General features: G+C 69.0%; 22 protein-coding genes. 10 read left to right on the top strand and 12 right to left on the bottom strand.

What is annotated here, in order from left to right:
* Positions 1-134: 134 nt before the first annotated feature.
* On the bottom strand, positions 135-1,571 hold the full coding sequence (gene glnA, locus HQ312_RS08840) for a type I glutamate--ammonia ligase (protein WP_027505794.1): 1,437 nt from the start codon (positions 1,569-1,571) through the stop codon (positions 135-137).
* A gap of 226 nt (positions 1,572-1,797) precedes the next feature.
* Between glnA and HQ312_RS08835 the strand changes: the two genes are divergently transcribed.
* Complete coding sequence (locus tag HQ312_RS08835) at positions 1,798-2,271, top strand: RDD family protein (protein ID WP_027505795.1); 474 nt, start codon at positions 1,798-1,800, stop codon at positions 2,269-2,271.
* 69 nt (positions 2,272-2,340) lie between these two features.
* On the opposite strand, the gene HQ312_RS08830 is transcribed toward HQ312_RS08835, so the two are convergent.
* The 5 genes from HQ312_RS08830 to sucB form a co-directional block, all read right to left on the bottom strand.
* A complete protein-coding gene (locus HQ312_RS08830; RefSeq protein ID WP_222638385.1) occupies positions 2,341-3,093 on the bottom strand; it encodes a DUF4191 domain-containing protein in 753 nt (250 codons plus the stop codon).
* Between the two features lie 82 nt (positions 3,094-3,175).
* Positions 3,176-4,213 (bottom strand): lipoyl synthase, encoded by a 1,038-nt coding sequence (lipA, locus tag HQ312_RS08825; RefSeq protein ID WP_027505797.1) that lies wholly within the window; start codon positions 4,211-4,213, stop codon positions 3,176-3,178.
* Positions 4,214-4,237: 24 nt separating this feature from the next.
* A complete protein-coding gene (gene lipB / locus HQ312_RS08820; protein WP_222638384.1) occupies positions 4,238-5,005 on the bottom strand; it encodes a lipoyl(octanoyl) transferase LipB in 768 nt (255 codons plus the stop codon).
* 24 nt (positions 5,006-5,029) lie between these two features.
* The gene (locus tag HQ312_RS08815; protein ID WP_056445658.1) at positions 5,030-5,917 is read right to left on the bottom strand and encodes a TIGR01777 family oxidoreductase; all 888 of its coding nucleotides are present in this window, start codon (positions 5,915-5,917) and stop codon (positions 5,030-5,032) included.
* Positions 5,918-6,055: 138 nt separating this feature from the next.
* The gene (gene sucB / locus HQ312_RS08810) at positions 6,056-7,894 is read right to left on the bottom strand and encodes a 2-oxoglutarate dehydrogenase, E2 component, dihydrolipoamide succinyltransferase (protein WP_222638383.1); all 1,839 of its coding nucleotides are present in this window, start codon (positions 7,892-7,894) and stop codon (positions 6,056-6,058) included.
* A gap of 310 nt (positions 7,895-8,204) precedes the next feature.
* Here sucB and HQ312_RS08805 point away from each other — a divergent pair, with 310 nt between their 5' ends.
* Positions 8,205-8,537 carry a hypothetical protein gene (locus tag HQ312_RS08805; RefSeq protein ID WP_027505801.1) on the top strand — a complete coding sequence of 111 codons (333 nt, stop codon included), beginning with the start codon at positions 8,205-8,207 and terminating at the stop codon, positions 8,535-8,537.
* 22 nt (positions 8,538-8,559) lie between these two features.
* On the opposite strand, the gene HQ312_RS08800 is transcribed toward HQ312_RS08805, so the two are convergent.
* On the bottom strand, positions 8,560-10,068 hold the full coding sequence (locus HQ312_RS08800; protein WP_222630518.1) for a leucyl aminopeptidase: 1,509 nt from the start codon (positions 10,066-10,068) through the stop codon (positions 8,560-8,562).
* 105 nt (positions 10,069-10,173) lie between these two features.
* On the opposite strand from HQ312_RS08800, the gene gcvT reads away from it, so the two are divergent.
* Both gcvT and HQ312_RS08790 read left to right on the top strand, forming a co-directional pair.
* Positions 10,174-11,289 carry a glycine cleavage system aminomethyltransferase GcvT gene (gcvT, locus tag HQ312_RS08795; protein ID WP_027505803.1) on the top strand — a complete coding sequence of 372 codons (1,116 nt, stop codon included), beginning with the start codon at positions 10,174-10,176 and terminating at the stop codon, positions 11,287-11,289.
* Positions 11,290-11,322: 33 nt separating this feature from the next.
* On the top strand, positions 11,323-12,426 hold the full coding sequence (locus HQ312_RS08790; protein ID WP_027505804.1) for a branched-chain amino acid aminotransferase: 1,104 nt from the start codon (positions 11,323-11,325) through the stop codon (positions 12,424-12,426).
* Positions 12,427-12,430: 4 nt separating this feature from the next.
* Here the strand turns inward: HQ312_RS08790 and cobS are convergent, their stop codons facing one another.
* Genes cobS through HQ312_RS08770 form a run of 4 tightly spaced genes read right to left on the bottom strand, consistent with a single transcriptional unit; the run spans position 12,431 to position 15,478 of the window.
* Positions 12,431-13,183 carry an adenosylcobinamide-GDP ribazoletransferase gene (gene cobS / locus HQ312_RS08785; RefSeq protein ID WP_261769347.1) on the bottom strand — a complete coding sequence of 251 codons (753 nt, stop codon included), beginning with the start codon at positions 13,181-13,183 and terminating at the stop codon, positions 12,431-12,433.
* The gene (gene cobT, locus HQ312_RS08780) at positions 13,183-14,238 is read right to left on the bottom strand and encodes a nicotinate-nucleotide--dimethylbenzimidazole phosphoribosyltransferase (RefSeq protein ID WP_374198286.1); all 1,056 of its coding nucleotides are present in this window, start codon (positions 14,236-14,238) and stop codon (positions 13,183-13,185) included. Before cobT ends, cobS begins: the two co-directional genes overlap by 1 nt.
* Complete coding sequence (locus tag HQ312_RS08775; RefSeq protein WP_308123857.1) at positions 14,232-14,798, bottom strand: bifunctional adenosylcobinamide kinase/adenosylcobinamide-phosphate guanylyltransferase; 567 nt, start codon at positions 14,796-14,798, stop codon at positions 14,232-14,234. Before HQ312_RS08775 ends, cobT begins: the two co-directional genes overlap by 7 nt.
* Positions 14,799-14,809: 11 nt before the next feature.
* Positions 14,810-15,478: a DUF3043 domain-containing protein gene (locus tag HQ312_RS08770; protein WP_374198285.1), complete on the bottom strand. Its 669-nt coding sequence runs from the start codon at positions 15,476-15,478 to the stop codon at positions 14,810-14,812.
* 85 nt (positions 15,479-15,563) lie between these two features.
* On the opposite strand from HQ312_RS08770, the gene HQ312_RS08765 reads away from it, so the two are divergent.
* From HQ312_RS08765 to HQ312_RS08755, 3 genes are all read left to right on the top strand, one after another.
* Complete coding sequence (locus HQ312_RS08765; protein WP_222638381.1) at positions 15,564-16,613, top strand: glycerate kinase; 1,050 nt, start codon at positions 15,564-15,566, stop codon at positions 16,611-16,613.
* A 97-nt stretch (positions 16,614-16,710) separates the two neighbouring features.
* Entirely contained in the window at positions 16,711-17,091 is a 381-nt protein-coding gene (locus HQ312_RS08760; protein ID WP_027505809.1) for an iron-sulfur cluster assembly accessory protein, read from the top strand.
* Between the two features lie 166 nt (positions 17,092-17,257).
* Positions 17,258-18,232 carry a carbohydrate kinase family protein gene (locus HQ312_RS08755; protein WP_027505810.1) on the top strand — a complete coding sequence of 325 codons (975 nt, stop codon included), beginning with the start codon at positions 17,258-17,260 and terminating at the stop codon, positions 18,230-18,232.
* Positions 18,233-18,246: 14 nt separating this feature from the next.
* Here HQ312_RS08755 and asnB read toward each other — a convergent pair whose 3' ends face one another.
* The gene (gene asnB, locus HQ312_RS08750) at positions 18,247-20,172 is read right to left on the bottom strand and encodes an asparagine synthase (glutamine-hydrolyzing) (RefSeq protein WP_222638380.1); all 1,926 of its coding nucleotides are present in this window, start codon (positions 20,170-20,172) and stop codon (positions 18,247-18,249) included.
* 295 nt (positions 20,173-20,467) lie between these two features.
* On the opposite strand from asnB, the gene HQ312_RS08745 reads away from it, so the two are divergent.
* The 3 genes from HQ312_RS08745 to HQ312_RS08735 all read left to right on the top strand — a co-directional run bounded on the left by HQ312_RS08745 (position 20,468) and on the right by HQ312_RS08735 (position 23,039).
* Positions 20,468-21,514 carry a cytochrome c oxidase subunit II gene (locus HQ312_RS08745; protein ID WP_371831725.1) on the top strand — a complete coding sequence of 349 codons (1,047 nt, stop codon included), beginning with the start codon at positions 20,468-20,470 and terminating at the stop codon, positions 21,512-21,514.
* Between the two features lie 6 nt (positions 21,515-21,520).
* Entirely contained in the window at positions 21,521-21,937 is a 417-nt protein-coding gene (locus HQ312_RS08740; RefSeq protein WP_027505813.1) for a cytochrome c oxidase subunit 4, read from the top strand.
* 214 nt (positions 21,938-22,151) lie between these two features.
* A complete protein-coding gene (locus HQ312_RS08735; RefSeq protein WP_222638379.1) occupies positions 22,152-23,039 on the top strand; it encodes an alpha/beta fold hydrolase in 888 nt (295 codons plus the stop codon).
* Positions 23,040-23,248 lie beyond the last annotated feature (209 nt).

Genomic DNA, 23,248 nt, shown 5'->3' with positions numbered 1-23,248 from the left:
ATCTACCCCGAAAGTTCGGAGTTCAATCCAGCTTTCGGTCGAGTCGTGTCCGCATCGTTCCCGAATCGTCCCGGAAACGACGCGAGCCCGCGCCGGACAGGGTCCGGAGCGGGCTCGACGTGGTGGAACGTGACTCAGCAGTCGTAGTACAGCTGGAACTCGTACGGATGCGGACGGAGGTTCACCGGCGCGATCTCGTTCTCACGCTTGAGCGAGATCCAGGTCTCGATCAGGTCGGTGGTGAAGACGCCACCGGCGGTGAGGTACTCGTGGTCGGCCTCGAGGCGGTCGATCACGGCAGGCAGCGAGGTGGGTGCCTGCGGGATGTTCTTCGCTTCCTCGGGCGGGAGCTCGTAGAGGTCCTTGTCGACGGGAGCGAGCGGCTCGATCTTGTTCTTGATGCCGTCCAGGCCGGCCATCATCTGCGCGGCGAACGACAGGTACGGGTTACCGGACGCGTCGGGCGCGCGGAACTCGAGACGCTTGGCCTTCGGGTTGTTGCCCGTGGTGGGGATACGGACGGCGGCCGAGCGGTTACGGCCCGAGTACACCAGGTTGATGGGGGCCTCGTAGCCCGGCACCAGGCGGTGGTACGAGTTGATCGTCGGGTTCGTGAACGCCAGCAGCGACGGCGCGTGGTGCAGGATGCCGCCGATGTAGTGACGAGCGAGATCCGACAGACCCGCGTAGCCCTTCTCGTCGTAGAAGAGCGGCTTGCCGTCCTTCCAGAGCGACTGGTGGACGTGCATGCCCGAGCCGTTGTCACCGAAGAGCGGCTTCGGCATGAAGGTCGCGGACTTGCCGTGCTGCCAGCAGGTGTTCTTGACGATGTACTTGAACAGCTGCAGGTCGTCGGCTGCACGCAGCATGGTGTTGAACTTGTAGTTGATCTCCTGCTGACCGCCGGTGCCGACCTCGTGGTGGCCGCGCTCGAGCTCGAAGCCCGCGTTCTGCAGGTTGGTGGAGATGGCGTCGCGGATGTCGACGTAGTGGTCGTACGGCGCGACGGGGAAGTAGCCGCCCTTCGGGCGGACCTTGTAGCCGAGGTTGGGGGACCCGTCGGCCTCGGTCTCGGCGCCGGTGTTCCAGGCGCCGGAGCTCGAGTCGAGCTCGTAGAACGCGCCGTTCATCTGGGAGTCGTAGCGCACCGAGTCGAAGATGTAGAACTCGGCCTCGGGACCGAAGAACGCGGTGTCGGCGATGCCGGTGCTGGCGAGGTACTCCTCGGCCTTGCGCGCGACGTTGCGGGGGTCGCGGCTGTAGGACTCGCGGGTGTACGGATCGTGGACGAAGAAGTCCATGTTCAGCGTCTTGGCGTGACGGAACGGGTCGATCTGAGCGGTGCCGTAGTCGGGCAGCAGCATCATGTCCGACTCGTGGATCGACTGGAAGCCACGCACGGACGAGCCATCGAACGCGAGACCGTCTTCGAGGGTGTCCTTGGTGAACGCCTTCGCCGCGATCGAGAAGTGCTGCTGGATACCCGGGAGATCGGTGAAACGGATGTCGACGTACTCGACGCTCTCGTCCGCTATGTACTTGATGACCTCTTCGGCCGTGGTGAAATCCACGCTGGAACTCCTTCTTGTCGAGTGCTGGTCCGCGACGTCTGTGTGAGTGCGGCAGCTGCGCCACGCCGACGGTAGGGAAGTGGTGTTGCCTCACCGTCAAGTCCGTGTTTCGTCGGTGTTACGCGTCCCGTCGTCGCAGCTGCTGGCTGGTGGGAAGACCCTCCCGCCGGGGCGACACCTATCCTGGAGCAATGGCCCCGCACTCACACCAGTATGGAGAACACTCATGGCACGGATGACCGGATCGTGGCTCTCGGGCCCCGCCGCCGCGCTGCCCGACGGTGACCACGAGCAGCAGGCCTACCAGGGCGAGTACCTGGGACTTCCCAAGGTGGGGCCGGGTTCGCTCGCGCCGACACCGAGGCGTGTCGCGGCGTTGGCCATCGACTGGCTGATGTCGATGGGTGTGTCCGCGCTGTTCCTCGGCGGCAGTGTCGCCGGGGGCAACCTGTCGACCCTGACCCTGGGAGTGTGGTTCCTGCTCGGATTCGTGTCCGTGAGCTTGTTCTCCTTCACGCCCGGTCAGTTCTGCATGGGCATGCAGGTGGCGCGCATCGACGCTCCGGGCCGCGTGGGAGTCGTGCGCGCGCTGGTGCGTCAGGTCTTCATCGCCTTCGTGGTGCCCGCCGTCATCACCGACATCGACAGCCGCGGCATGCACGACCGCGCGACGGGCACCGCACTCCTCATGTCCCGGTAGTGGGGCTCACCCCTCGTGCGCCCTTTGCGCATCCCTGGGTACGCACAAGGCGCACGGGGCCGGAGGCCACTAGCGACGCTTGATGGTGCGCTGCACACCCTTCATCTTCGCGCCGCCCGGCATCGGTCCCTTGGGGAGTGCCGGGCCACCGCGGGCGCCCAGCGCCGAGAGCCGTGACTCGATGGTCTCCATGCGCTTGCTGTCGATGTTCTTCGGCAGCTTGGTCAGGTACTTCTGCAGCTGCGAGAGCGGCACCTGGCCCTCGTCGTTGCCGACGACGACGTCGTAGATCGGGGTGTCGCCGACGAGGCGTGCGGTCTTCTTCTTCTCCTGCGCCAGCAGTGCCTTCACGCGCTGCGGTGCGCCCTCGGCCACCAGGATGACGCCGGGACGACCGATGACGCGGTGCACGGCGTCCAGCTGCGTGGTGCCGGCGACGGCGGTCTTGACACGCCACCCGCCCTGCAGGTTGTCCAGTGCCCACGCGGCGGCGCCGGCCTGGCCCTCGGCCTTGCCGTACACCGACTTCTGCACGCGGCGACCGAAGATCACGAACGCGATGAGCACACCGATGAGGAGCCCGAACGGCAGCAGGAGCCACTCGATCCCGAAGATCAGCCCGATCAGGAAGAACAGCACCGCCATACCGACGACCGATCCGATCATCAGCGGCAGGAGGAGCTTGTCCTCCTTGCGCTGCATCTGGAAGGCCTGCCACAACTGGGAGCGCCGTTCCTTCGACGCCTGCTTGCGTGCTGCCTTCGCCGCGGCCTTCGCCTCTTTCGAGGCCTTGCCCTTGCCTGCTGTACCGCCGTTCGCCATGGCTCCCAGGATAGGCGCAGACGCAGCGCGACCCGCCATCCGGTAGGACGGCGGGCCGCGTGGTGTCGCTGGGGGTGTGGGGTCAGCGGGCTGCCAGGCGCGCCATCAGCGAGCTGGCTTCCTGGGACGCCTCGCCGCCGTGCTCGAGGTGGGACATGTTCTCGGAGATCGCACGGCCGTGGTGAGCCATGGCCTGCGCGTAGAGGCGACCCGCGCGGTACGAGGAGCGGACCAGGGGACCGGCGAGGACGCCGGCGTAGCCCATGGCCTCGGCGGCCTTGGAGTGCTCGACGAACTCCTCCGGCTTGGCCCACCGGTCGACCGGATGGTGCCGCGGCGACGGGCGCAGGTACTGGGTGATGGTGAGGATGTCGCAGCCGGCGTCGTGCAGGTCCTGCATCGCCTGCGTGACTTCCTCGTAGGTCTCGCCCATGCCCAGGATCAGGTTCGACTTGGTCACCAGGCCGGCGTCTCGCGCCGCGGTGATGACGTCGAGGCTGCGCTGGTAGCGGAACGCGGGACGGATGCGCTTGAAGATGCGCGGCACCGTCTCCACGTTGTGCGCGAGCACCTCGGGGCGCGAGGAGAAGACCTCGGCCAGTTGGTCGGGGTCGGCGTTGAAGTCGGGGATCAGCAGCTCGACACCGGTGTTGGGGTTGAGGCGCTTGATCTCACGGACGGTCTCGGCGTACAGCCAGGCGCCGCCGTCCTCGAGATCGTCGCGGGCGACACCCGTGATGGTGGAGTAGCGCAGACCCATCGCCTGCACCGACTCGGCCACGCGGCGCGGCTCGTCCCGATCGAGGTCGGCAGGTTTGCCGGTGTCGATCTGGCAGAAGTCGCAGCGACGGGTGCACTGCTCACCGCCGATGAGGAACGTGGCTTCGCGGTCTTCCCAGCATTCGTAGATGTTGGGACACCCGGCCTCTTCGCACACCGTGTGCAGTCCCTCGCGCTTGACGAGTCCCTTGAGTTCGGAGTACTCGGGGCCCATCTTCGCGCGGGTCTTGATCCACGACGGTTTGCGTTCGATCGGGGTCTCCGCGTTTCGGATCTCGAGGCGGAGAAGCTTGCGTCCGTTCGGAGCTTGTGCAGGAGAGTTCTCGGGTGCGACGGTCACCGCATCGATGCTACTCGCGGGGGGTCATCCGCCGAAGTTCACCGTGGTGAAGCGTGGCGTGGGTGCGACGGGCGTTCTGTTCAGATCGTGCACCGCCAACGGCAGGCGACCGTCGAGTGCGTCCAGGATGCGCTGCGTGACCGCCGGAGTGACCTCGTCGACGGTCACGTCGCGGCCGAGTTCGTCCGACAGTGTGGTGACGCCGGCGTCCGCGATACCGCACGGAACGATGGTGCCGAAGCCCTCCAGGGACGCATTGCAGTTCAGGGCGAAGCCGTGCAGAGCCACACCCCGCTGCACGCGGACCCCGATGGCAGCCACCTTGCGTTCGGGCTGCCGTCCCGGACCAGAATTTCGGGCTCCGCGCACCTCGCCGGCCGCGAGCCAGACGCCGGAACGGCCGTCGATACGCCCGACCTCGAGGCCCAGATCGGTGCACACGGCGATGAGTGCCTCCTCGATCAGCCGGACGTACCGAACGACGTCGACGGGCTCCGCGAGCCGCACGATGGGATAGCCGACCAGCTGCCCGGGGCCGTGCCAGGTGATCTTGCCGCCACGGTCGACGTCGATGACGGGGGTGCCGTCGCGCGGCCGATCCTCGGGAGCCGTACGCCGACCCGCGGTGAAGACGGCGGGATGCTCGAGAAGCAGCAACTCGTCGGCGCCGACGTTCTCGGCACGACGGCCGGCGACCTCGCGCTGGATCTCGAGAGCGTCGAGGTAATCGATCGTGCCGAGCGAACGCACGAGCATCGGCCGGGAGTCGGCGCGGGCGGAGCGGGTGATCATGACATCGAAGAGTACGCCGCCGGGTCAGCCGACGGTGTCCGCGAGCGCCTCTCCGATGGTGTTGTGCTCGAACGTGAATCCGTGCTTCTCGAGCACCGCGGGGATGGCTCGCGGATTGTGCAGGATGGCCTCGTTCGCGAACTCGCCGATGATCGCGGAGATCGCGAACCCGGGCACCATCCACGGTGCCGGGCGATGCACCGCTCGCGACATGGCGCTGTTGAACTGGGCGTTGGTCACCGGTGCGGGCCCCTGGAGGTTGACCGGTCCGGTGATGTCCTGATTCTCGAGGGTGAAGACGATCGCCCGGACCTCGTCCGTCAGTGAGATCCACGGGAAGTACTGGCGGCCGCTGCCGAGCCGACCGCCCAGCGCGAAGAGGTACAGCGGGCGGAGCTTCCCCATCATGCCGCCGTGCCGGGACAGGACGGCAGCGCTGCGCAGGAACACCACCCGGACGCCGTTCGAGGCCGCGAAGGACGTGGCGTCCTCCCAGTCGCGACACACCTCGGCGAGGAAGCCCGTACCGACCGGCGCCGTCTCGTCGACCACGGTGTCGCCGGTGTCACCGTAGAAGTTGATGCCGCTGGCGTTGACGAGCGTCGGCACCTTCGCCTCGACGACGGCGCGGGAGATCACCTCTGTGGGGACGATGCGACTGTCGCGGACGGCCTGCTTGTACGCGCCGGTCCACCGCTTGTCACCGATCCCGACACCGCACAGGTTCACCACGGCGTCGGCGCCCTTCAGCGCCTCCGGGTCGAGCGATCCGGCGGTGGGATCCCAGCCGATCTCGTCCGGTCCCGCGGGTGCACGGCGGACGAGGCGAAAGACGTCGTGCCCTCCGCTGCGCAACGCCGCCACGAGCGACGTGCCGATGAGTCCGGACGAACCTGCGATGACGATGCGCACGAGTGACTGCCTCCTGGGACGGCGACGGGGGCACCCACTGCGCGGTGTGCAGCGAGTGCCCCCTCGTTCGACAGGTCACAGATTCCCGGAGGTCGGGGCTGCGAAGTGTCGGGGACTTCCGAGATTACCGAAGAAGCGTCAGAGGCCGAGGTCGGCTTCGAACGCGCCCTCCTCGAGGCGGTGCTTGATGGTGGTCAGGAAGCGACCCGCATCGGCGCCGTCGACGAGACGGTGGTCGTAGGTGAGCGGCAGGAACGCCATGGAGCGGACACCGATGGACTCGCTGCCCGAGGCGTCGGTCACCACGACCGGGCGCTTGACGATGGCCCCGGTGCCCAACATGGCGGCCTGCGGCGGAACCAGGATCGGCGTGTCGAACAGGGCGCCCTGGCTGCCGATGTTGGTGATGGTGAACGTGCCACCGGACAGCTCGTCCGGCTTGAGGCCGTTCGACCGTGCCCGTGCCGCGATGTCCGCGATGGCGCGTGCGATGCCGGCCAGCGACAGGTCGCTCGCGTTGTGGATGACGGGGGAGAGGAGGCCCTGCTCGGTGTCCACCGCGATGCCCAGGTGCTCGGCGTCGTGGTACGTGATCTCCTTCTTCTCCTCGTCGATGCTCGCGTTCACGTTGGGGTGAACCTTGAGCGCCTCGACGACGGCCTTCGCGAAGAACGGCAGGAACGTCAGGTTGACGCCCTCGCGCTCCTTGAACGTGGCCTTGGCGCGGGTGCGCAGTGCTGCCACCTTGGTCAGGTCGACCTCGAACACCTGCGTGAGCTGCGCCGACGTCTGCAGCGACTCGCGGGTCTTCTTGGCGGTGATCTGCCGGATGCGGTTGATCTTCTGCGTCGAACCGCGCAGGTGCGCGAGTTCGGGCCGCACGCCGGCAGTGGACGGTGCCGAGGGCGTGGCGGACGCGGCGGGAGCTGCGGCAGCCGGAGCGGCCTTCTCCTCGGCCGGTGCCTTCTTCGCCTCGGCGGCGGCGAGGACGTCCTGCTTGCGGATGCGCCCACCCACGCCGGTTCCCGACACGGAGTTCAGGTCGACGTCGTTCTCCTGCGCGAGCTTGCGCACCAGGGGAGTGACGTACGGGCTGGAACCGCTTGCGTTCGAGTCACCTGCAGGCGCCTCGGACTCGGACTTCGAGGAGTTCTCGGACTTGCTCTCGGACTTCGGCTCCGGCGTGTAGACCTCGCCGGCGGGCTCGGGGTCGGCCTGCTTGGCGGGCTTCGCTTCGGCCTCGGGCTCCGGCTTCTTCTCCGGCTCGGGCTTCTTCTCGGGCTCCGGCTCGGGCTCGGGCGCGGGCTCCTTCTTCGCGGGAGCACCGGAACCGATGACGGCGAGCTGGCCGCCGACCTCGACGGTGTCGTCCTCCTCGGCGCTGATCTCGAGCAGAGTGCCGGCGACCGGGGACGGGATCTCGGTGTCGACCTTGTCGGTGGAGACCTCGAGGAGCGGCTCGTCCACGGCGACCTCGTCGCCGACGGCCTTGAGCCACCGGGTGACGGTGCCCTCCGTGACGGACTCGCCCAGTTCGGGCATCGTGACGGGAGTGCCGTCGCCGCCACCGGTGGAACCGCTGCTCGCACCGCCGTCGTCGTCGCTCTCGGGTGCGGGCGCGTCGGCCTCGCTCTCGCCCTCGACGGACGCCTGCTCGGCGGCGTCGGACGGGCCGGCGTCGGCTTCGTCGCTGCTCGAGTCGTCGCTGCTCGAGTCGTCGCCGTCGGACGGTGCCTCGTTCGCGTCACCGATGACACCGAGCTCACCGCCGATCTCGACGGTGTCGTCCTCCTGCGCGACGATCTTGGTCAGGACACCCGCTGCCGGAGACGGAATCTCCGTGTCCACCTTGTCGGTGGAGACTTCGAGCAAGGGTTCGTCGACTTCGACCGTGTCCCCCTCCTGTTTCAGCCACCGTGTGACAGTCCCCTCGGTGACGCTTTCACCGAGAGCTGGCATCTGGACGGAGAAGGTCATGTCTGTTGACTCCTCGACAAGTTGTAGTACGGGTGTAGCGGCTCGTGGTCGCTAGCGGGTGTGGTGTCTAGCCGGTCGCGGTACGTGGACCATTGTGGCCGCGTCGCACCGTTCTCGCGGCGAGTTGTGCCGGTAACGGGTGACGCGCACCGTGAGATGGTTCACGCGATGCCCGATCATCCTGTCACTTCGTGAGACGGTTCGCGCTCGGTGGGGTCGGCGTGCCGTCCGGATGATGGTGTGTACCGGATTGAGTGCATTTCGTGCACGCGAGAGTCGCGTGCACTGCTCGGCGGATGGAGGAGACACCGTGGGACTGTTCGACAGATTCAAGCGCCCGAGTCGATCCCGAGGCGGAGCGTCGTCGTCCGACAGAGCGCATCTCGCCGACTGGACGGCCGCCCGCATCGGCGTCGAGGCCTACGTCGAACCGGAGACGACGGTCACTCCGATCACCGTGGTGCTGGTCGCGAACGACGGTGAGTGGACCCGCCGCGCGGTGGGCGGCGAGAAGGGCGCGCGCAAGCTGGGCGAGGACCTGAAGATCCCGGTCTACGACGTGCGCAAGACCGGGTATCCGCAGCGGATGCGGGACCACGACGCCCGACAGAAGATCATCCGGAGGCGCGAGCAGGGAGCCTGAGCTCCCCGCTCGCGCGAGCGGGTCAGCCCTGCTCGGCGATGTCCTCGAGCACCGAGATCATGGTGCGAACCGGGACACCGGTGCCGCCCTTGCTCGTGTAGCCGTGCGGCCCGCCGGTGTTGAAGGCCGGCCCGGCCACGTCGATGTGCGCCCACTGGACGCCCTCGGCGACGAACTCCTTCAGGTAGAGCCCGGCCGCGAGCATGCCGCCCCACCGGTGGTTGGTGACGTTGGCGAGGTCGGCGACGCGGGAGTCGAGATCGGGTCGCAGTTCGGCCGGCAGCGGCATCGCCCAGGCGTTCTCGCCGATGCGCTGCGAGATGGCGGCGACGCGGTCGCGGAACACCTCGGTGCCCATGACACCCGGGGTGCGCGTGCCGAGGGCGACCATCTGCGCTCCGGTGAGGGTCGCGGTGTCGATGAGATAGTCCGGCTCGTCCTCGCAGGCGCGCACGATGGCGTCGGCGAGAATGAGGCGGCCCTCGGCGTCGGTGTTGATGACCTCGACCGTGGTGCCGCCGTACTGGGTCAGCACGTCGCCGGGACGCTGCGCCGTGGACGACGGCATGTTCTCGGCCATCGGCACCGTCGCGGTGACGTCGATCGGCAGCTTCAACTTGGCCGCCAGCACCACCGTCGCGACCACGGCGGCCGCGCCGGCCATGTCCGAGGTCATGTTCTCCATGCCCGCCGCGGGCTTGATCGAGATGCCGCCGGTGTCGAACGTGATGCCCTTGCCGACGAGTGCGACGGTGGGGGACTTCTTCTTTCCGCCGGACCAGGACAGCCGGACCAGACGCGGCGGGCGGGACGAGCCCTTGCCGACGCCGACGATGCCGCCGTAGCCCCCGCGCTCGAGTGCCTTCTCGTCGAGCACCTGCACGGTGAGGCCGGCCTCGGTCCCGAGGGCACGGGCGCGCTCGGCGAACTCGGCCGGGAAGAGGTGGCTCGGGGGCGTGTTGACGAGGTCACGCGCGGTGGCGACCGCCTCGGCGACGGCCTCGGAGCGCGCGAGTTCGGCGCGAGCCTGCTTGTCGCGCGGCGATCCGACGAGCAGATCCACCCGCGTGATCGGTGTCGCGTCGTCCTTGGGCGCCGACTTCTGCTTGTACTCGCTGAACTGGTAGGCGCCGAGGTAGAGGCCCTCGGCGGCGGCGGCGAGGCCGACGGCGGACAGGGTCGTCGCGACGTGGCCGATGCCGGTGAGCGCGCGCGCCGCCGATCCGGCCGCACGACGCAGCACGTCGTCGGTGCGCTCGGCGGCGGTGCCCAGACCGACGGCGAGAACGCTGGCGGCGGGCAGGGACGAGGGTGCGGGAACGCGGGTGACCTGATCGGCCCGGCCGGTGGCGCCGAGGGCCGTGACCGCGGCGAGGACGTCTGCGGCGGCGTTCCCGAGGAAGTCCTCGCCGACGATGCGGACACCGTCGTCGGTCTTCTCGAGTCCGACGACGACGACCTCGACGGCCTTGTCGATGGTTCCGGCGAGGACCAGTTCGGGTCCGAGTGTGCGCTGCGACTGACTGCTCACGTGCTGCTGCTCCTGATGGTCGGGGACGGTCGGTGAGGGTGGAGCGACGCAGTCGATCGTATGCCGACCCCGACATCGGGCTCGTCTGAGTTAGCGTTCCCCACCATGAGCGAAGAGTTGTTGCACGGTCCGGTCCACGAGGCGCACGTCGCCCTCGGAGCCACGTTCGCCCCCTTCGGCGGGTGGACGATGCCGGTGTCGTACGCGGGCACCGTCTCCGAGCACACGTCGACGCGCACCACCGCGGGGTTGTTCGACGTGAGTCACCTGGGCAAGGCGGTCGTCTCCGGTCCCGGCGCCGCGGCGTACGTCGACTCGGTGCTGACCAACGCGCTCGACCGCATCGGGCCCGGCCAGGCGCAGTACACGTTGTGCTGCACCGAGAACGGCGGAGTGGTCGACGACCTCATCGCCTACCTCGTGTCCGACGACGAGGTGTTCCTCGTGCCCAACGCGGCCAACACCGCCGCCGTGGTCGAGGTGCTCGCGCAGGGTGCCCCGGCCGGCATCGAGGTCCGCTCGGCCCATCGGGAGTACGGCGTCCTCGCCGTGCAGGGACCGCGGTCGGCCGACGTCCTCGCCGCCGTCGGGCTGCCGTCCTCCCTCGATTACATGGCGTTCGAGGACGTCGCGTTCGGATCCGGCTCGGTACGGGTCTGTCGCACCGGCTACACGGGGGAGCACGGGTACGAGCTGCTGCCGCAGTGGGACACGGCCGCGTCGCTGTTCGAGGCGCTGCTGGGCGCGGTGCGCGAGGTGGGCGGCGAGCCCGCCGGTCTCGGAGCGCGCGACACGCTGCGCACCGAGATGGGCTACCCGCTGCACGGGCACGAGCTGTCCGTCGACATCAGTCCGCTGGAAGCGCGCTGCGGCTGGGCGGTGGGTTGGAAGAAGGACGAGTTCCGCGGACGCGACGCCCTCGTGGCGCAGAAGGAGGCGGGCGCACCCCGCACCCTCGTCGGCCTCCGCGCCGTCGGACGCGGTGTGCTGCGTCCGGATCTGACCGTCCTGCGCCCCGGGAATTCGGTCGGCACCGGAGAACCGGTCGGTGCGACCACGTCCGGCACCTTCTCGCCGACCCTCAAGGTGGGCATCGCGCTCGCGTTGCTCGACACCGCGGCGGGCGTCGCCGTCGGTGACGCGGTCGACGTGGACGTGCGTGGTCGGGCGATCGCGTGCGAGGTGGTCAGGCCGCCGTTCGTCGAGGCGCACGTGCGGTGAGATGCCACACCACGCTGCTTTAGAGTGTTCGGCATGACTGGCCTGGAATTCACGCGTCACGAGCACCCGTCGCCCGCCACCGCGGAAGCGCGGGCAGCGGTGTTGCAGGCGCCCGGGTTCGGCGTGCACTTCACCGATCACATGGTGGCCATCGACTACGACGCCGGCACCGGGTGGCACGACGCGGTGGTGACGCCCTACGCGCCGTTCCCGATGGATCCCGCGGCCATGGTTCTGCACTACGGCCAGGCCATCTTCGAAGGTCTCAAGGTCTACCGCCAGCCCGACGGCAGTCTCGCGTCGTTCCGCCCCGGCGCGAACGCGGAGCGCCTGCAGAGCTCGGCCGCGCGGTTGGCGATGCCGGCCCTGCCGGTGGAGCTGTTCCGCGAGTCCATCGAGCAGCTGCTCGCCGTCGACCACGAGTGGGTGCCCGTCGCCGGCGGCGAGGACGCGCTTTACTTGCGGCCGTTCATGTTCGCCACCGAGGCGGGGCTGGGCGTGCGCCCGTCGTCCTCCTACCGCTACCTCCTCATCGCCTCGCCCGCCGGCGCGTACTTCCCGCGCGGGGTCAAGCCGGTCAGCGTGTGGCTCTCCACCGAGTACGTGCGCGCCGCGCCGGGCGGCACCGGCGCCGCGAAGTTCGCGGGCAACTACGCGGCCTCGTTGCTGGCCCAGGCGCAGGCCGCGGACCAGGGCTGCGACCAGGTCGTGTGGCTCGACGCGCTCGAGCGCCGCTACGTCGAGGAGATGGGCGGGATGAACCTGTTCTTCGTCTTCGGCTCCGGACCCGACGCGCGGTTGGTCACGCCGTCCCTGTCCGGCTCGCTGCTGCCCGGCATCACGCGTGACTCGCTGCTGGCGCTCGCCACGGACGCGGGCTTCGCCGTGGAGGAGCGCAAGATCTCCACGGACGAGTGGCAGAAGAAGGCGGAGTCGGGCGAGATCACCGAGGTCTTCGCGTGCGGCACCGCAGCCGTGATCACCCCAGTCGGCAGCGTGAAGTCGGCCGAGGGCGACTTCCGTATCGGTACCGGAGAGCCCGGCGAGGTCACCATGGCGCTGCGCGACACACTCACCGGAATCCAGCGCGGCACCTTCGCCGACACCCACGGCTGGATGAGCACGCTGCGCGACTGATCGCTCAGCCGACGAGGCAGAGCACGAGCACCACGGCGGTGGTCAGCTCGATGCTCGCCCCGAGCACGTCACCGACGAGACCGCCGAATCGCCGAACGCAGTGCCGGGCGAGCAGAGTGACGGCAGCGAGTGCCACCGCGACGGCTGCCACTCCCTGCAGCGGGACGCCGGGGACGGCGAGCAGCCCGGCGGCGAGTGCCACGAGGACCCACAGGGTGACCACGGCGGGTGACTGCGACGCCGCGACGAGTGAGCCGAAGCCACTGCCGGTGGCGGCGGGCACCGAGCGGCGGCACACGATCACGACGGCGCACCGGGACACGACGGCAGCGACCACGATCGCGAGAGCGTCTCCCCGAGAGACGAGTTCGCCCATGGCCACCGCCTGCACGCCGAGAATCAGAACGAGGGTCGCGGCCCCGAACGGTCCGGTGGACCCGGACTTCATGATCGCCAGCGCACGCTCGGCCGGGCCGTAGGACCCGAGTCCGTCCGCGGTGTCCGCGAGCCCGTCGAGATGCATTCCGCGGGTCAGCAGCGCCAGGGTGCCGACGCCCAGCAGTCCCGCGAGCGTCGGCGGCAGGTCGGCTGCGGCGCACGACCACACCACCAGTGCGGCCGCGCCGCCGAGCGCCAGGCCCACGAGTGGGACGATCCCGATCGCGCGGCGTGCGTCGTCGCGATCGACGGCGTCCGGACCACGCACCGGCAGCACCGTCAGCCAGGAGAACGCCAGGCGCACCGGGTCCAGGAACATCAGGGCCGCGTGCTCACTCCGGCATCGGAGAACGTCGCCATGTCGGCGAGTGTCGCGACGGCACCGGACAGGATCGGTAGCGCGACCATCGCCCCCGAGCCCTCGCCGAGACGCATCGACAGGTCGAGCAGGGGATCGAGTCGCAGGTGTGCGAGCGCCAAGGCGTGTGCCGGTTCCGTCGACCGATGGCCGGCCAGCCACCACGACGAGGCGCCGACCGAGAGATCGTTCGCGACCAGTGCCGCCGCCGTGACGACGACGCCGTCGAGCAGCACCGGTGTGCGACGCACCGCGGCCTGCACCAGGAAGCCGGTCATCGCGGCGAGATCGGCGCCGCCGACGGTGCGCAGCAGTGCGATCGGGTCGCGGGTGACGGGACGCGCACGCCGCAGGGCGTCACGGATCGCGGCGGTCTTGCGGATCCACCCCGCGTCGTCGATGCCGGTACCGCGGCCGACCGCCGCCACCGGTTCGGTGTTGGTGACGGCAGCGATCAGCACGGTGGCGGGGGTGGTGTTGCCGATGCCCATGTCGCCGGCGATCAACAGGTCGGCGCCGCCGTCGACCTCCTCGTCGGCGATGTCGCGGCCCGCTGTCAGGGCGGCGATCACCTCGTCCTGCGACAGTGCGTCCTCGCGGTCGATCGACCCGCTGGAGCGACGCACCTTGTGCGACGACACGGAGTCGTCGGTGTCCGCGTCGACCGCGATGTCCACCACTCGCACGGTCGCACCGGACACCGTCGCCAACGCGTTGATCGCGGCGCCGCCGGCGGCGATGTTCGCGACCATCTGCGCCGTCACCTCGGGCGGGTACGCGGAGACCCCACCGTTGGCGATGCCGTGATCGCCGGCGAAGACCACGGCGCGAGCCCGAGCGAACCGATGCGGAGGGCTCACGCCCTGGCACGACGCGACCCACACGGCGAGGTCCTCGAGACGGCCGAGCGAGTCCGCGGGCTTGGTCAACGACGACTGCCTGGCTCTCGCCTCGCGGGCGATCTCGGCGTCGGGTGGATCCACCGGACGGAACAGTGCGGAACTCTCGGTCACCACGTGCCTCTCGATCGGTCGGTGGGTCGGTCACTCGGTCGGCTGAGGGGGACGAACAACCCGGCCACCACCAACGTCACCGCGTCACACACCTGCGCGAGACGGGCGTTCGCGGCACCGATCTCGTCGCGGAAGAGTCTGCCCGCCCGCGACTCCGGGATCACGCCCAGACCCACCTCGGGGGAGACGAGCACCAGCGGACCCTCGAACCGGTCGACGGCCGTCACCAGGTCGTCGACCGCCCCCACCACCGTGCCCCGCGGCGAGTCCCACGCGCGCAGATCGTCCAGCGCGCCGGTGAGCCAGGTCCCCAGGTCGTCGACCAGTGTGGGCACGTCGTCCCGCAGGGCCTCGGACAGTGCCGCGTACGAGGTGATCTCGACCGTGGACCAGTGCTCCGGCCGCGTCCGTCGATGCGTGTCGATGCGGGCGTCCCAATCGGCGTCCGCACTGTTCCGCCGCCCGGTGGCCACGTACCGGACCTCGGCGTGACCGGCCAGCAACGACTCCGCATGGCCGGACTTGCCGGATCGGGCACCTCCGAGGATGAGCGTGCGCGTCACCGCGGGTGCGCTCAGACCGCGTCGCCGGGGCCGACGCGAGGCTTGGGGGCACGCATCTTGCGGACCTGCGACGCGCGGACGAACGAGTACCAGCCGAGCTTGAAGCCGCCGTCCGGAGTCTCGGGGAAACGGTCCTGCACCTTGTTGTTGACGCGGCGGCCGAGCAGATAGCCGTCGATACCCATGAAGATCATCATGATGAACAGCGCGAGCGTGACGATCGACTGCACCTCGGGGCTCAGGAACAGTGCCACGAGAAGGATCAGGGCCATCGGCATGAAGAGCCCGACGAAGTTGCGACGCGAGTCGACCAGGTCACGCGCGTAGGCGCGGACGGGGCCCTTGTCGCGGGGGAGGAGGAACTTGTCCTCGCCGGCCATCATGCGGGCACGCTGGTCCGCGGCCTTCGCGCGACGCTCGGCCGAGGCGGCCTTGCGCTCGTCCTTGCTGCCCCGCGTCGCCTTGCGTCGCGCCCGGGCCTCCTTGGCCGTCAGCGGCGCCGGTGCGACCGGGCCACGGCGGCGGCCCTCGGCCTCACGCCGTGAGGGCGTCGGACGCCCCTTGCCGAGGCTGACGTTGCCGCGGGTCTGCGCCGTGCTCTCGTCCAGGCTCGTCGACTCGTGGTCGACGGGGGTCTGGGTGTCGGACTTCTCACTCGACTTACCGAAGGGCAGCTTCACCCCCACAGGTTATTCGACGTTCACCCCCACGCGAACACCGCAGTCGTGGGCTCTCACGACAGGCGCTCCTCGTTAGAGTGTTCCGATGCGCGTTCTCATCGCCCCCGATTCCTTCGGAGACACCCTGACCGCGGCCGAAGCAGCCGACGCCATCGCGGCGGGGTGGTCGAGCGCGCGCGACGACGAGCTGATCCTCGCGCCCCAGTCCGACGGCGGACCCGGGTTCGTCGACGCACTCGCGGCCGACGGCGGCGAGGTGATCGAGTCGACCGTGTCCGGACCCCTCGGCGACGTCGTGACCGCGCGCTGGTTGCTCGACGGCGCGACCGCCTACGTGGAGGTCGCGCAGACCGTCGGTCTCGGACTGCTCGGTCGTTCGCCGGATCCGGAGTCGGCCGTCGCGGCGTCCAGCAGGGGAGTGGGGCAGATCGTCGCGGAGGCGCTGACCCGTGGTGCGACCACCGTGGTGGTCGGTCTCGGTGGCAGCAGCTCGACCGACGGCGGCGCGGGCATGATCGAGGCTCTCGGGGGACCCGACGCGGCGGTCGCGGCTCTCGCGGACGTCGACCTCGTCGCGGCCACGGACGTCGACAATCCGTTGCTGGGTCCGGCCGGTGCGGCCGCGGTGTTCGGACCGCAGAAGGGTGCGGACGCGGACACCGTGCGTGTCCTGGAGGAGCGGAACGCCGACTGGTGCGTCGAGCTCGATCGCGTCGCCGAGCGCGCGGTGGCGGACCTGCCGGGGGCGGGTGCGGCCGGCGGCCTGGGCGCCGCGTTGCTCGCGCTGGGAGCGACCCGCACGTCCGGGGCCGATCTGGTGGCCGAGCGCACCCGTCGCCACGAGGTGATGCCGACGGTCGACGTGGTGCTGACGGGCGAGGGGAAGTTCGACTCGCAGTCGTTGCGCGGAAAGGTGGTGACCGCTCTCGCGGGGTCGGCTCGCGAGCACGGTGTGCGCACGGTGGTCCTCGCCGGTCAGGTGCGTCTGGGCGAGGACGACATGCGCGCGGCGGGCATCGAGTCGGCGCACTCGGTGACCGATTTCGCCGGATCGGTCGACCTCGCCATGTCGGACGCGCGTGCCCAGCTGACCGGACTCGCCGCGGACGTCGCCCGCACCGGCTCGTGGGCGTGACCGCCCCGGCGATCGTGTGGAATAGCGGGGTCGGGAGTACCGTTGACTGTGTTCGCCGGCGTTGTCGCCGAGAGGGCACGAACGATAGGGAGAACCCATGACTGTGCAGAACGACGTCGCCACCAGTGACGTGACCACCACCGACACCGAGACGCACGCCGTCCTGATGACCGAAGCGGCCTCGTCCAAGGCCAAGGCACTGCTGGATCAGGAAGGCCGCGACGACCTGGCGCTGCGCATCGCGGTTCAGCCCGGCGGGTGCGCAGGGCTGCGCTACCAGCTGTTCTTCGACGACCGCTCGCTCGACGGCGACCTGGTCAAGGACTTCGGCGGCGTCACGCTCGCCGTGGACCGGATGAGCGCGCCGTACGTCGAGGGCGCGTCGATCGACTTCGTCGACACCATCGAGAAGCAGGGCTTCACGATCGACAACCCCAACGCCACGGGTTCGTGCGCGTGCGGTGACTCCTTCAACTGAGTCCCGAGTAGTCTCCCGCCGTCCCCGGCACCCTGCGTGGGTGCCGGGGACGACGTGTGTCCGGGGTGCGTCGTCCCGGGGCGTCCGTCTGATGGGGTTCACCCACTCGTCACCCGGGTAAGGTTCACAGCAGTTCTCCTCCACCTGCTGCGAAAGGCCCTCGGACGTGACCATTGCGGTGTCCGGCTCCATTGCTACCGACCATCTGATGCGGTTTCCCGGTCGGTTCGCCGACCAGTTCCTCGCCGATCAGCTGGCACACGTCTCGCTGAGCTTCCTCGTCGACGACCTCGTCATCCGCAAGGGCGGGGTGGGCGGCAACATCGCCTACGCCATGGGTGTTCTGGGCGGCGCACCGCTGCTCGTCGGCTCGGTCGGTCCCGACTTCGCCGAGTATCAGACGTGGCTCGAGGACAACGGCGTCGACTGCTCCGCCGTCACCCTCTCCGAGACGGCTCACACCGCGCGTTTCGTCTGCACCACCGACGAGGACATGGCACAGATCGCCTCGTTCTACCCCGGCGCGATGACCGAGGCCGGCGACATCTCCGTCCACACCGTGGCCGAGGGTCGCGACCTGGAACTCGTCCTGGTCGGCGCCAACGACCCGGCCGCGATGATGCGCCACACGGCGGAGTGCCGCGAACTGGGCATCCCTTTCGCCGCGGATCCGTCGCAGCAGCTCGCACGCCTCGACGGAACGCAGGCCACCGAGCTCATCCAGGGTGCCGAGTACCTGTTCACCAACGAGTACGAGTGGGGCCTCCTCCGTCAGAAGACCGGGCTGACCGAACGCCAGATCCGCGACACCGTCGGCCTGCGCGTGACCACGCTCGGCAAGAACGGCGTCGAGATCGTCGGCGCCGACGGCACGGACATTCGCGTCTCCGTGGTCCCGGAGACCAGCAAGGTCGACCCCACCGGTGTCGGTGACGCGTTCCGCGCCGGCTTCCTCGTCGGCCGCGCCAACGGGCTGGGCCTCGAGCGCGCCGCCCAGCTCGGATCGTTCATCGCGGTGCTCGTGCTCGAGACCACCGGCACCCAGGAATGGACGCTCGTCCGTGACGACGCGATCAAGCGCCTCACCGACGCGTACGGCGACGAGGCCGCGGCCGAGATCGCCGCGATCCTCCCGCAGTAGTTCGCGTCTGCCGGCTAGAGCCGAACCGGGTACGTGGGTTCGGCGATGGCCGGCACGATGCGCTTCTCGACGAAGATGCCGTGCCACACCATGAAGATGAGCACGGTCCACAACCGGCGGCTGTGATCGCTGCGTCCCTCGCGGTGGTCGTTCAGCATGCGGGTGATCGCGGCCTTGTCGAGCAGGTGATCGGTCTGGGAATCGGCGATCTGCTGGTGCGCCCAGTCGAAGAGCTCGGTGCCCCGCAGCCAATGCCGAAGCGGCACAGGGAAACCCAGCTTCGCGCGGTTGAGTACATGATCGGGCACGATGCCGTCGAGTGCTTTGCGTAGCGCGTACTTCGTCGTCGACTTCGTGATCTTCTGCTCCAGCGGCAACTGCTCCGCCACCCGGAACACCTCGTTGTCGAGGAACGGCACGCGCAACTCCAACGAGTTGGCCATCGTGATCTTGTCGGCCTTCACCAGGATGTCGCCGCGCAGCCACGTGAACAGGTCCAGATGCTGCATCCGCGCCACCGGGTCCCAGCCGGCGGACTGCGCGTAGATCGGCGCCGTCACGTCCTGATGGGTCCACTCGGGCCGGAACTCGCGCAACACCGACCGCAGCTGCGCATCGTTGAAACTGCGCGCATTGCCGTAGTAGCGCTCCTCCAGGCTCATCGACCCGCGGTGCAGGAGACTCTTGCCGCGGGTGCCCTCCGGGATGCGCTCACTCAGTCGACCGGCGGCGCGTCGCAGGGAGGGTGGCAGCTTCTCGAACGGTGCGAGCGACAACGGCTCCCGGTAGATGGTGTAGCCGCCGAACAACTCGTCCGCACCCTCGCCCGACAGCACCACCTTGACGTGCTTCCGTGCTTCCTTGGCGACGAAGTAGAGCGGCACCAGCGCCGGGTCCGCCACCGGATCGTCGAGATACCAGACGATCTCGGGGATCGCCGCGGCGAACTCCTCGGGCCCGACGACCTTGATGACGTGCTTGGCGCCGATCGCAGCGGCCGACTCGGCCGCGACGTCCACCTCGGAGTAGCCCTCACGCTCGAAACCGGTGGTGAAGGTGACCAGATCCGGGTTGTGCCGCATGGCGAGCGCGGCGATCGCCGTGGAGTCGATGCCGCCGGACAGGAACGAGCCGACGGTGACGTCGGCACGCATGTGCTTGGCGACGGAGTCCTCGAGCGCCTCGGCGATCTTGCGGTAGCGCGCCGCCTCGGTGCCCGACGGGACGGGACGCACCGGGAACGTCGGCCGGAAGTAGCGAGTGACGGTCGGCTCGGAGCCGGGAGTCAGGCGAGCGGTGCAGCCGGACTCCAGGCGACGAATGCCCGCGTGGAGCGTCTCGGGTTCCGGCACGTACTGCAGCACCGTGTAGTGCTCCAGGGCGCGGGGGTCGAGCTCGTCGGACACGCCCAACGACTCGAGGAGTTCGAGAATGCTCTTCTTCTCGCTCGCGAACGCGGTGCCCGCGGCGCCCGTCGAGTAGAACAGCGGCTTGATGCCGAACGGGTCACGCGCGAGGAACAGTTCCCGCTTCTCGGTGTCCCACAGCGCGAAGGCGAACATGCCCCGCAGGCGTCGAACGGCGTCGTCGCCCCAGAAGTGGAACGCGGCGAGAATGGCCTCGCCGTCACCCTCGGTGGCGAACGTCGCGCCGTGCTCGCGTGCCAACGTCTCGCGCAGTTCGAGGTAGTTGTAGATCTCGCCGTTGAACACCAGCGCGTAGCGCTCCGGACTCTCCGCGGGGCCCCAGCGGAGCGGCTGGTGCGAGTGCTCGATGTCGATGATCGAGAGCCGGTTGAAGCCCAGCGCCAGATCGTCGTCGTGCCACGTTCCCGGCTCGTCCGGCCCGCGGTGTCGCATGCAGTGCGACGCGTGGCCGACGGCATCGACGACATCTTCCGCGGATGCGTTCGACGTCAGCAGTCCCAGCAGTCCACACACGGTCGGTACGCCTCGTTTCGTTCGGGTGTCGGCCCGGTAGCGGGCCTGGTCACAGGCGTCGCCGGGACCTCGACGGCCCGACGCGCATCGGTCCGAGTATGCCGCAGTGCGGCGGGAACGCCGAAGTGACCGGCCGGGCCCGGTGTCGCCGCCCAACTCGCACCCGACCCGACACGAGAACCGAGCCCGCTTTGGTCTACGCTGCGTAGTACACGAGTACCTCGTGCGTGTGAGCGACTTCGGTGGCTCGTCCGGACGGTTCTCGTACTCTCCATCTGGCAATCAGGAAGGCGTGATCGTGGCGCAGCGTGGTGGTGGATCCGGTCGTCGGACGACACGACGAGTCGGATTGGTGGCCTCTCTTGCAGTGGCCGCCGTGGTGCTGTCGGGCTGCGGCATCGACAATTCCGTACTTCGATTCGGATGGCCGTCGGGCGTCACGCCGCAGGCCGAGCGGATGCGCGAGCTGTGGACGTGGTCCGTCATCGCGGCGCTCATCATGGGCGTCATCGTGTGGGGCCTGACCTTCTGGACGGTGGCGTTCCACCGCAAGAAGAAGGACTCGCCGGAGTTCCCGCGCCAGACCGCGTACAACGTCCCGCTCGAGCTGTTCTACACGGCCGTGCCGTTCGTCATCATCGCCGTCCTCTTCTACTTCACGGTCGTCGTGCAGAACTACGTCCAGGAGAAGCAGGACAACCCCGACGTGGTCGTGGACGTCACCGCGTTCCAGTGGAACTGGAAGTTCGGCTACCGCACCGTCGACCTCAAGGACGGGCAGCCGCTGTACGACGGCACCGACCAGGAGCGCGAGCAGGCAGCAGAGGAGGCCGGCACCCCCGAGGGTGAGGAGCCTGGCCCGCTGTTCGGCCGCGAGAAGTCCGACCAGTCGTACCTGCACTACAACGAGGTCGAGACAGTCGGCTCCAGCTCCGAGGTCCCGATTCTCGTGCTGCCCACCGGCAAGCGCATCGAGTTCGAGATCGCGTCCTCCGACGTCATCCACTCGTTCTGGGTTCCCGAGTTCCTGTTCAAGCGCGACGTCATGCCGAACCCGGACGAGAACAACTCCGACAACGTGTTCCAGATCAGCGAGATCGAGCGTGAGGGTGCCTTCGTCGGGCGCTGCGCCGAGATGTGCGGCACGTACCACGCGATGATGAACTTCGAGGTTCGCGCGGTCAGCCCCGAGGCCTTCGAGAACTACATGGCGGCGCGTCGCGACGGCCAGACCAACGCTCAGGCGCTGGAGTCCATCGGCGAAGAGCCTCGCGCGACCTCCACCTCGCCGTTCAACACCGACCGCACCGTCAAGGCTGCGACCGTGGCAGAAGGAAACTGACATCCCATGAAGATCGAAGCGAAACTCTTCGAGATCCTGACCGGGTTCTTCATCCTCGTCGGAATCCTCTACGGCGTGTTCACCGGCTTCTCGCGGACCGGCATCGAGTGGGCCGGCCTCACCGCCATCGCCCTCTCGGCGGGCCTGACGCTGATCGTCGGAACGTACTTCCGGTTCGTCGCTCGTCGACTGGACACCCGTCCCGAGGACTACGACGACGCGGAGATCGCCGACGGTTCAGGCGACCTGGGCTTCTTCAGCCCCGGTAGCTTCTGGCCCATCATCCTCGCCGGATGCGCCGCCTTCATGGCACTGGCGTTCGCGTTCTACGAGCCCTGGATGCTCGCGGTCGGCGCCCTCGCCATCATCGCCGCCGCAGCCGGACTGGTCTTCGAGTACCACGTGGGACCCGAGAAGCACTGACACAGCTCCACCCCGAACGCCCCCGGCCTGTGGTCGGGGGCGTTCGGCGTCGGTGAGGTGGGATTGCGCCCTCCTGGTGGGCTTCTCGCACCTCCGGTGTTCCCGCACCCACGCTGCGCCGTCGCACGTCGCCTTGCCGAGCAACACGCATGCGTGACGCGAGGAAGGGTGCGGGAACTGGTGCCCTGCCGGCCGCTCGCGCGATGATGACGACGTGTTCGAGAACTTCGACGAATCGATGATCGAGGTCGAGGCCGCGTCGATCCTCACCCGGCACTGCGGCGCGGGCGATCTCCCCGTGCTGTTGCTGCACGGGCACCCGCGTACGTCGGCGACGTGGCACCGTGTCGCCCCACTGCTGGTCGACGCAGGACATACGGTCGTCTGCCCGGACATGCGCGGGTACGGCCGCTCGCAGGGCCCGGCGCCGACACCCGACCACTCCGCACACTCGAAGCGGGCGATGGCCTCGGACATGGTGCAGGTGATGGCCGCACTCGGGCACCGACGCTTCGCCGTGGTCGGTCACGACCGTGGAAGTTACGTGGCCCTGCGCCTGGCCCTGGATCACCCGGGCCTCGTGACCGCGCTGTCCCTGCTCGACTGCATCCCCATCAGCGAGCACCTCGACCGGGCGGACAGTCGATTCGCGACCCGATGGTGGCACTGGTTCTTCTACGCCCAGCCAGACCTCCCCGAGCGCGCCATCACTGCCGATCCCTCTTCGTGGTACCGCGGCGATCCGGCCCTCATGGGAGTGGAGAACCACCGTGAGTGGCTGACGGCGATCCACGATCCCGATGTCGTACGCGCGATGCTCGAGGACTACCGAGCAGGACTCACTGTCGACGCCGACCACGAACGCGCCGACCGAGCGCAGGGGAGGACGTTGGCCGTGCCGGTGCAGGTGCTGTGGTCCACACGGGACGACCTCGAGGAGTTGTACGGTGACCCGTTGACCATCTGGCGTGCATGGGCGCCGGGCGTCGTCGGGCACGGCATCGATTCGGGACACCACATGGCCGAGGAGGCCCCGCACCACCTCGTCGACGCGCTGTTGCCGTTCCTCGCCTCGGCGGGGCGGTGGGATTCAGTGCAGTAGCCCGCGCTCCACACGGTCCAGTGCACCGGATCTGCTGGGGCGGGGTGTTCTTGTGCAGTGATCCGCGGTGAGCGCGGATCACTGCACACAGGAGTGGTGGGTGGCATCCCGATCCACCGGCGCGGGTCTCGGACTGCGCTGACACCCCGCCTCGCCGAGCGACGACGGGTGCGGGAACGAGCGGTGGGGGAGGGGACAGACGAGAAGAG

Source organism: Rhodococcus sp. BP-316 (genome assembly GCF_019836105.1).
GTDB lineage: Bacteria > Actinomycetota > Actinomycetes > Mycobacteriales > Mycobacteriaceae > Rhodococcoides.
Note: the sequence above shows the minus strand (reverse complement) of the source record. Positions and strands in the feature narration are given on the sequence as shown.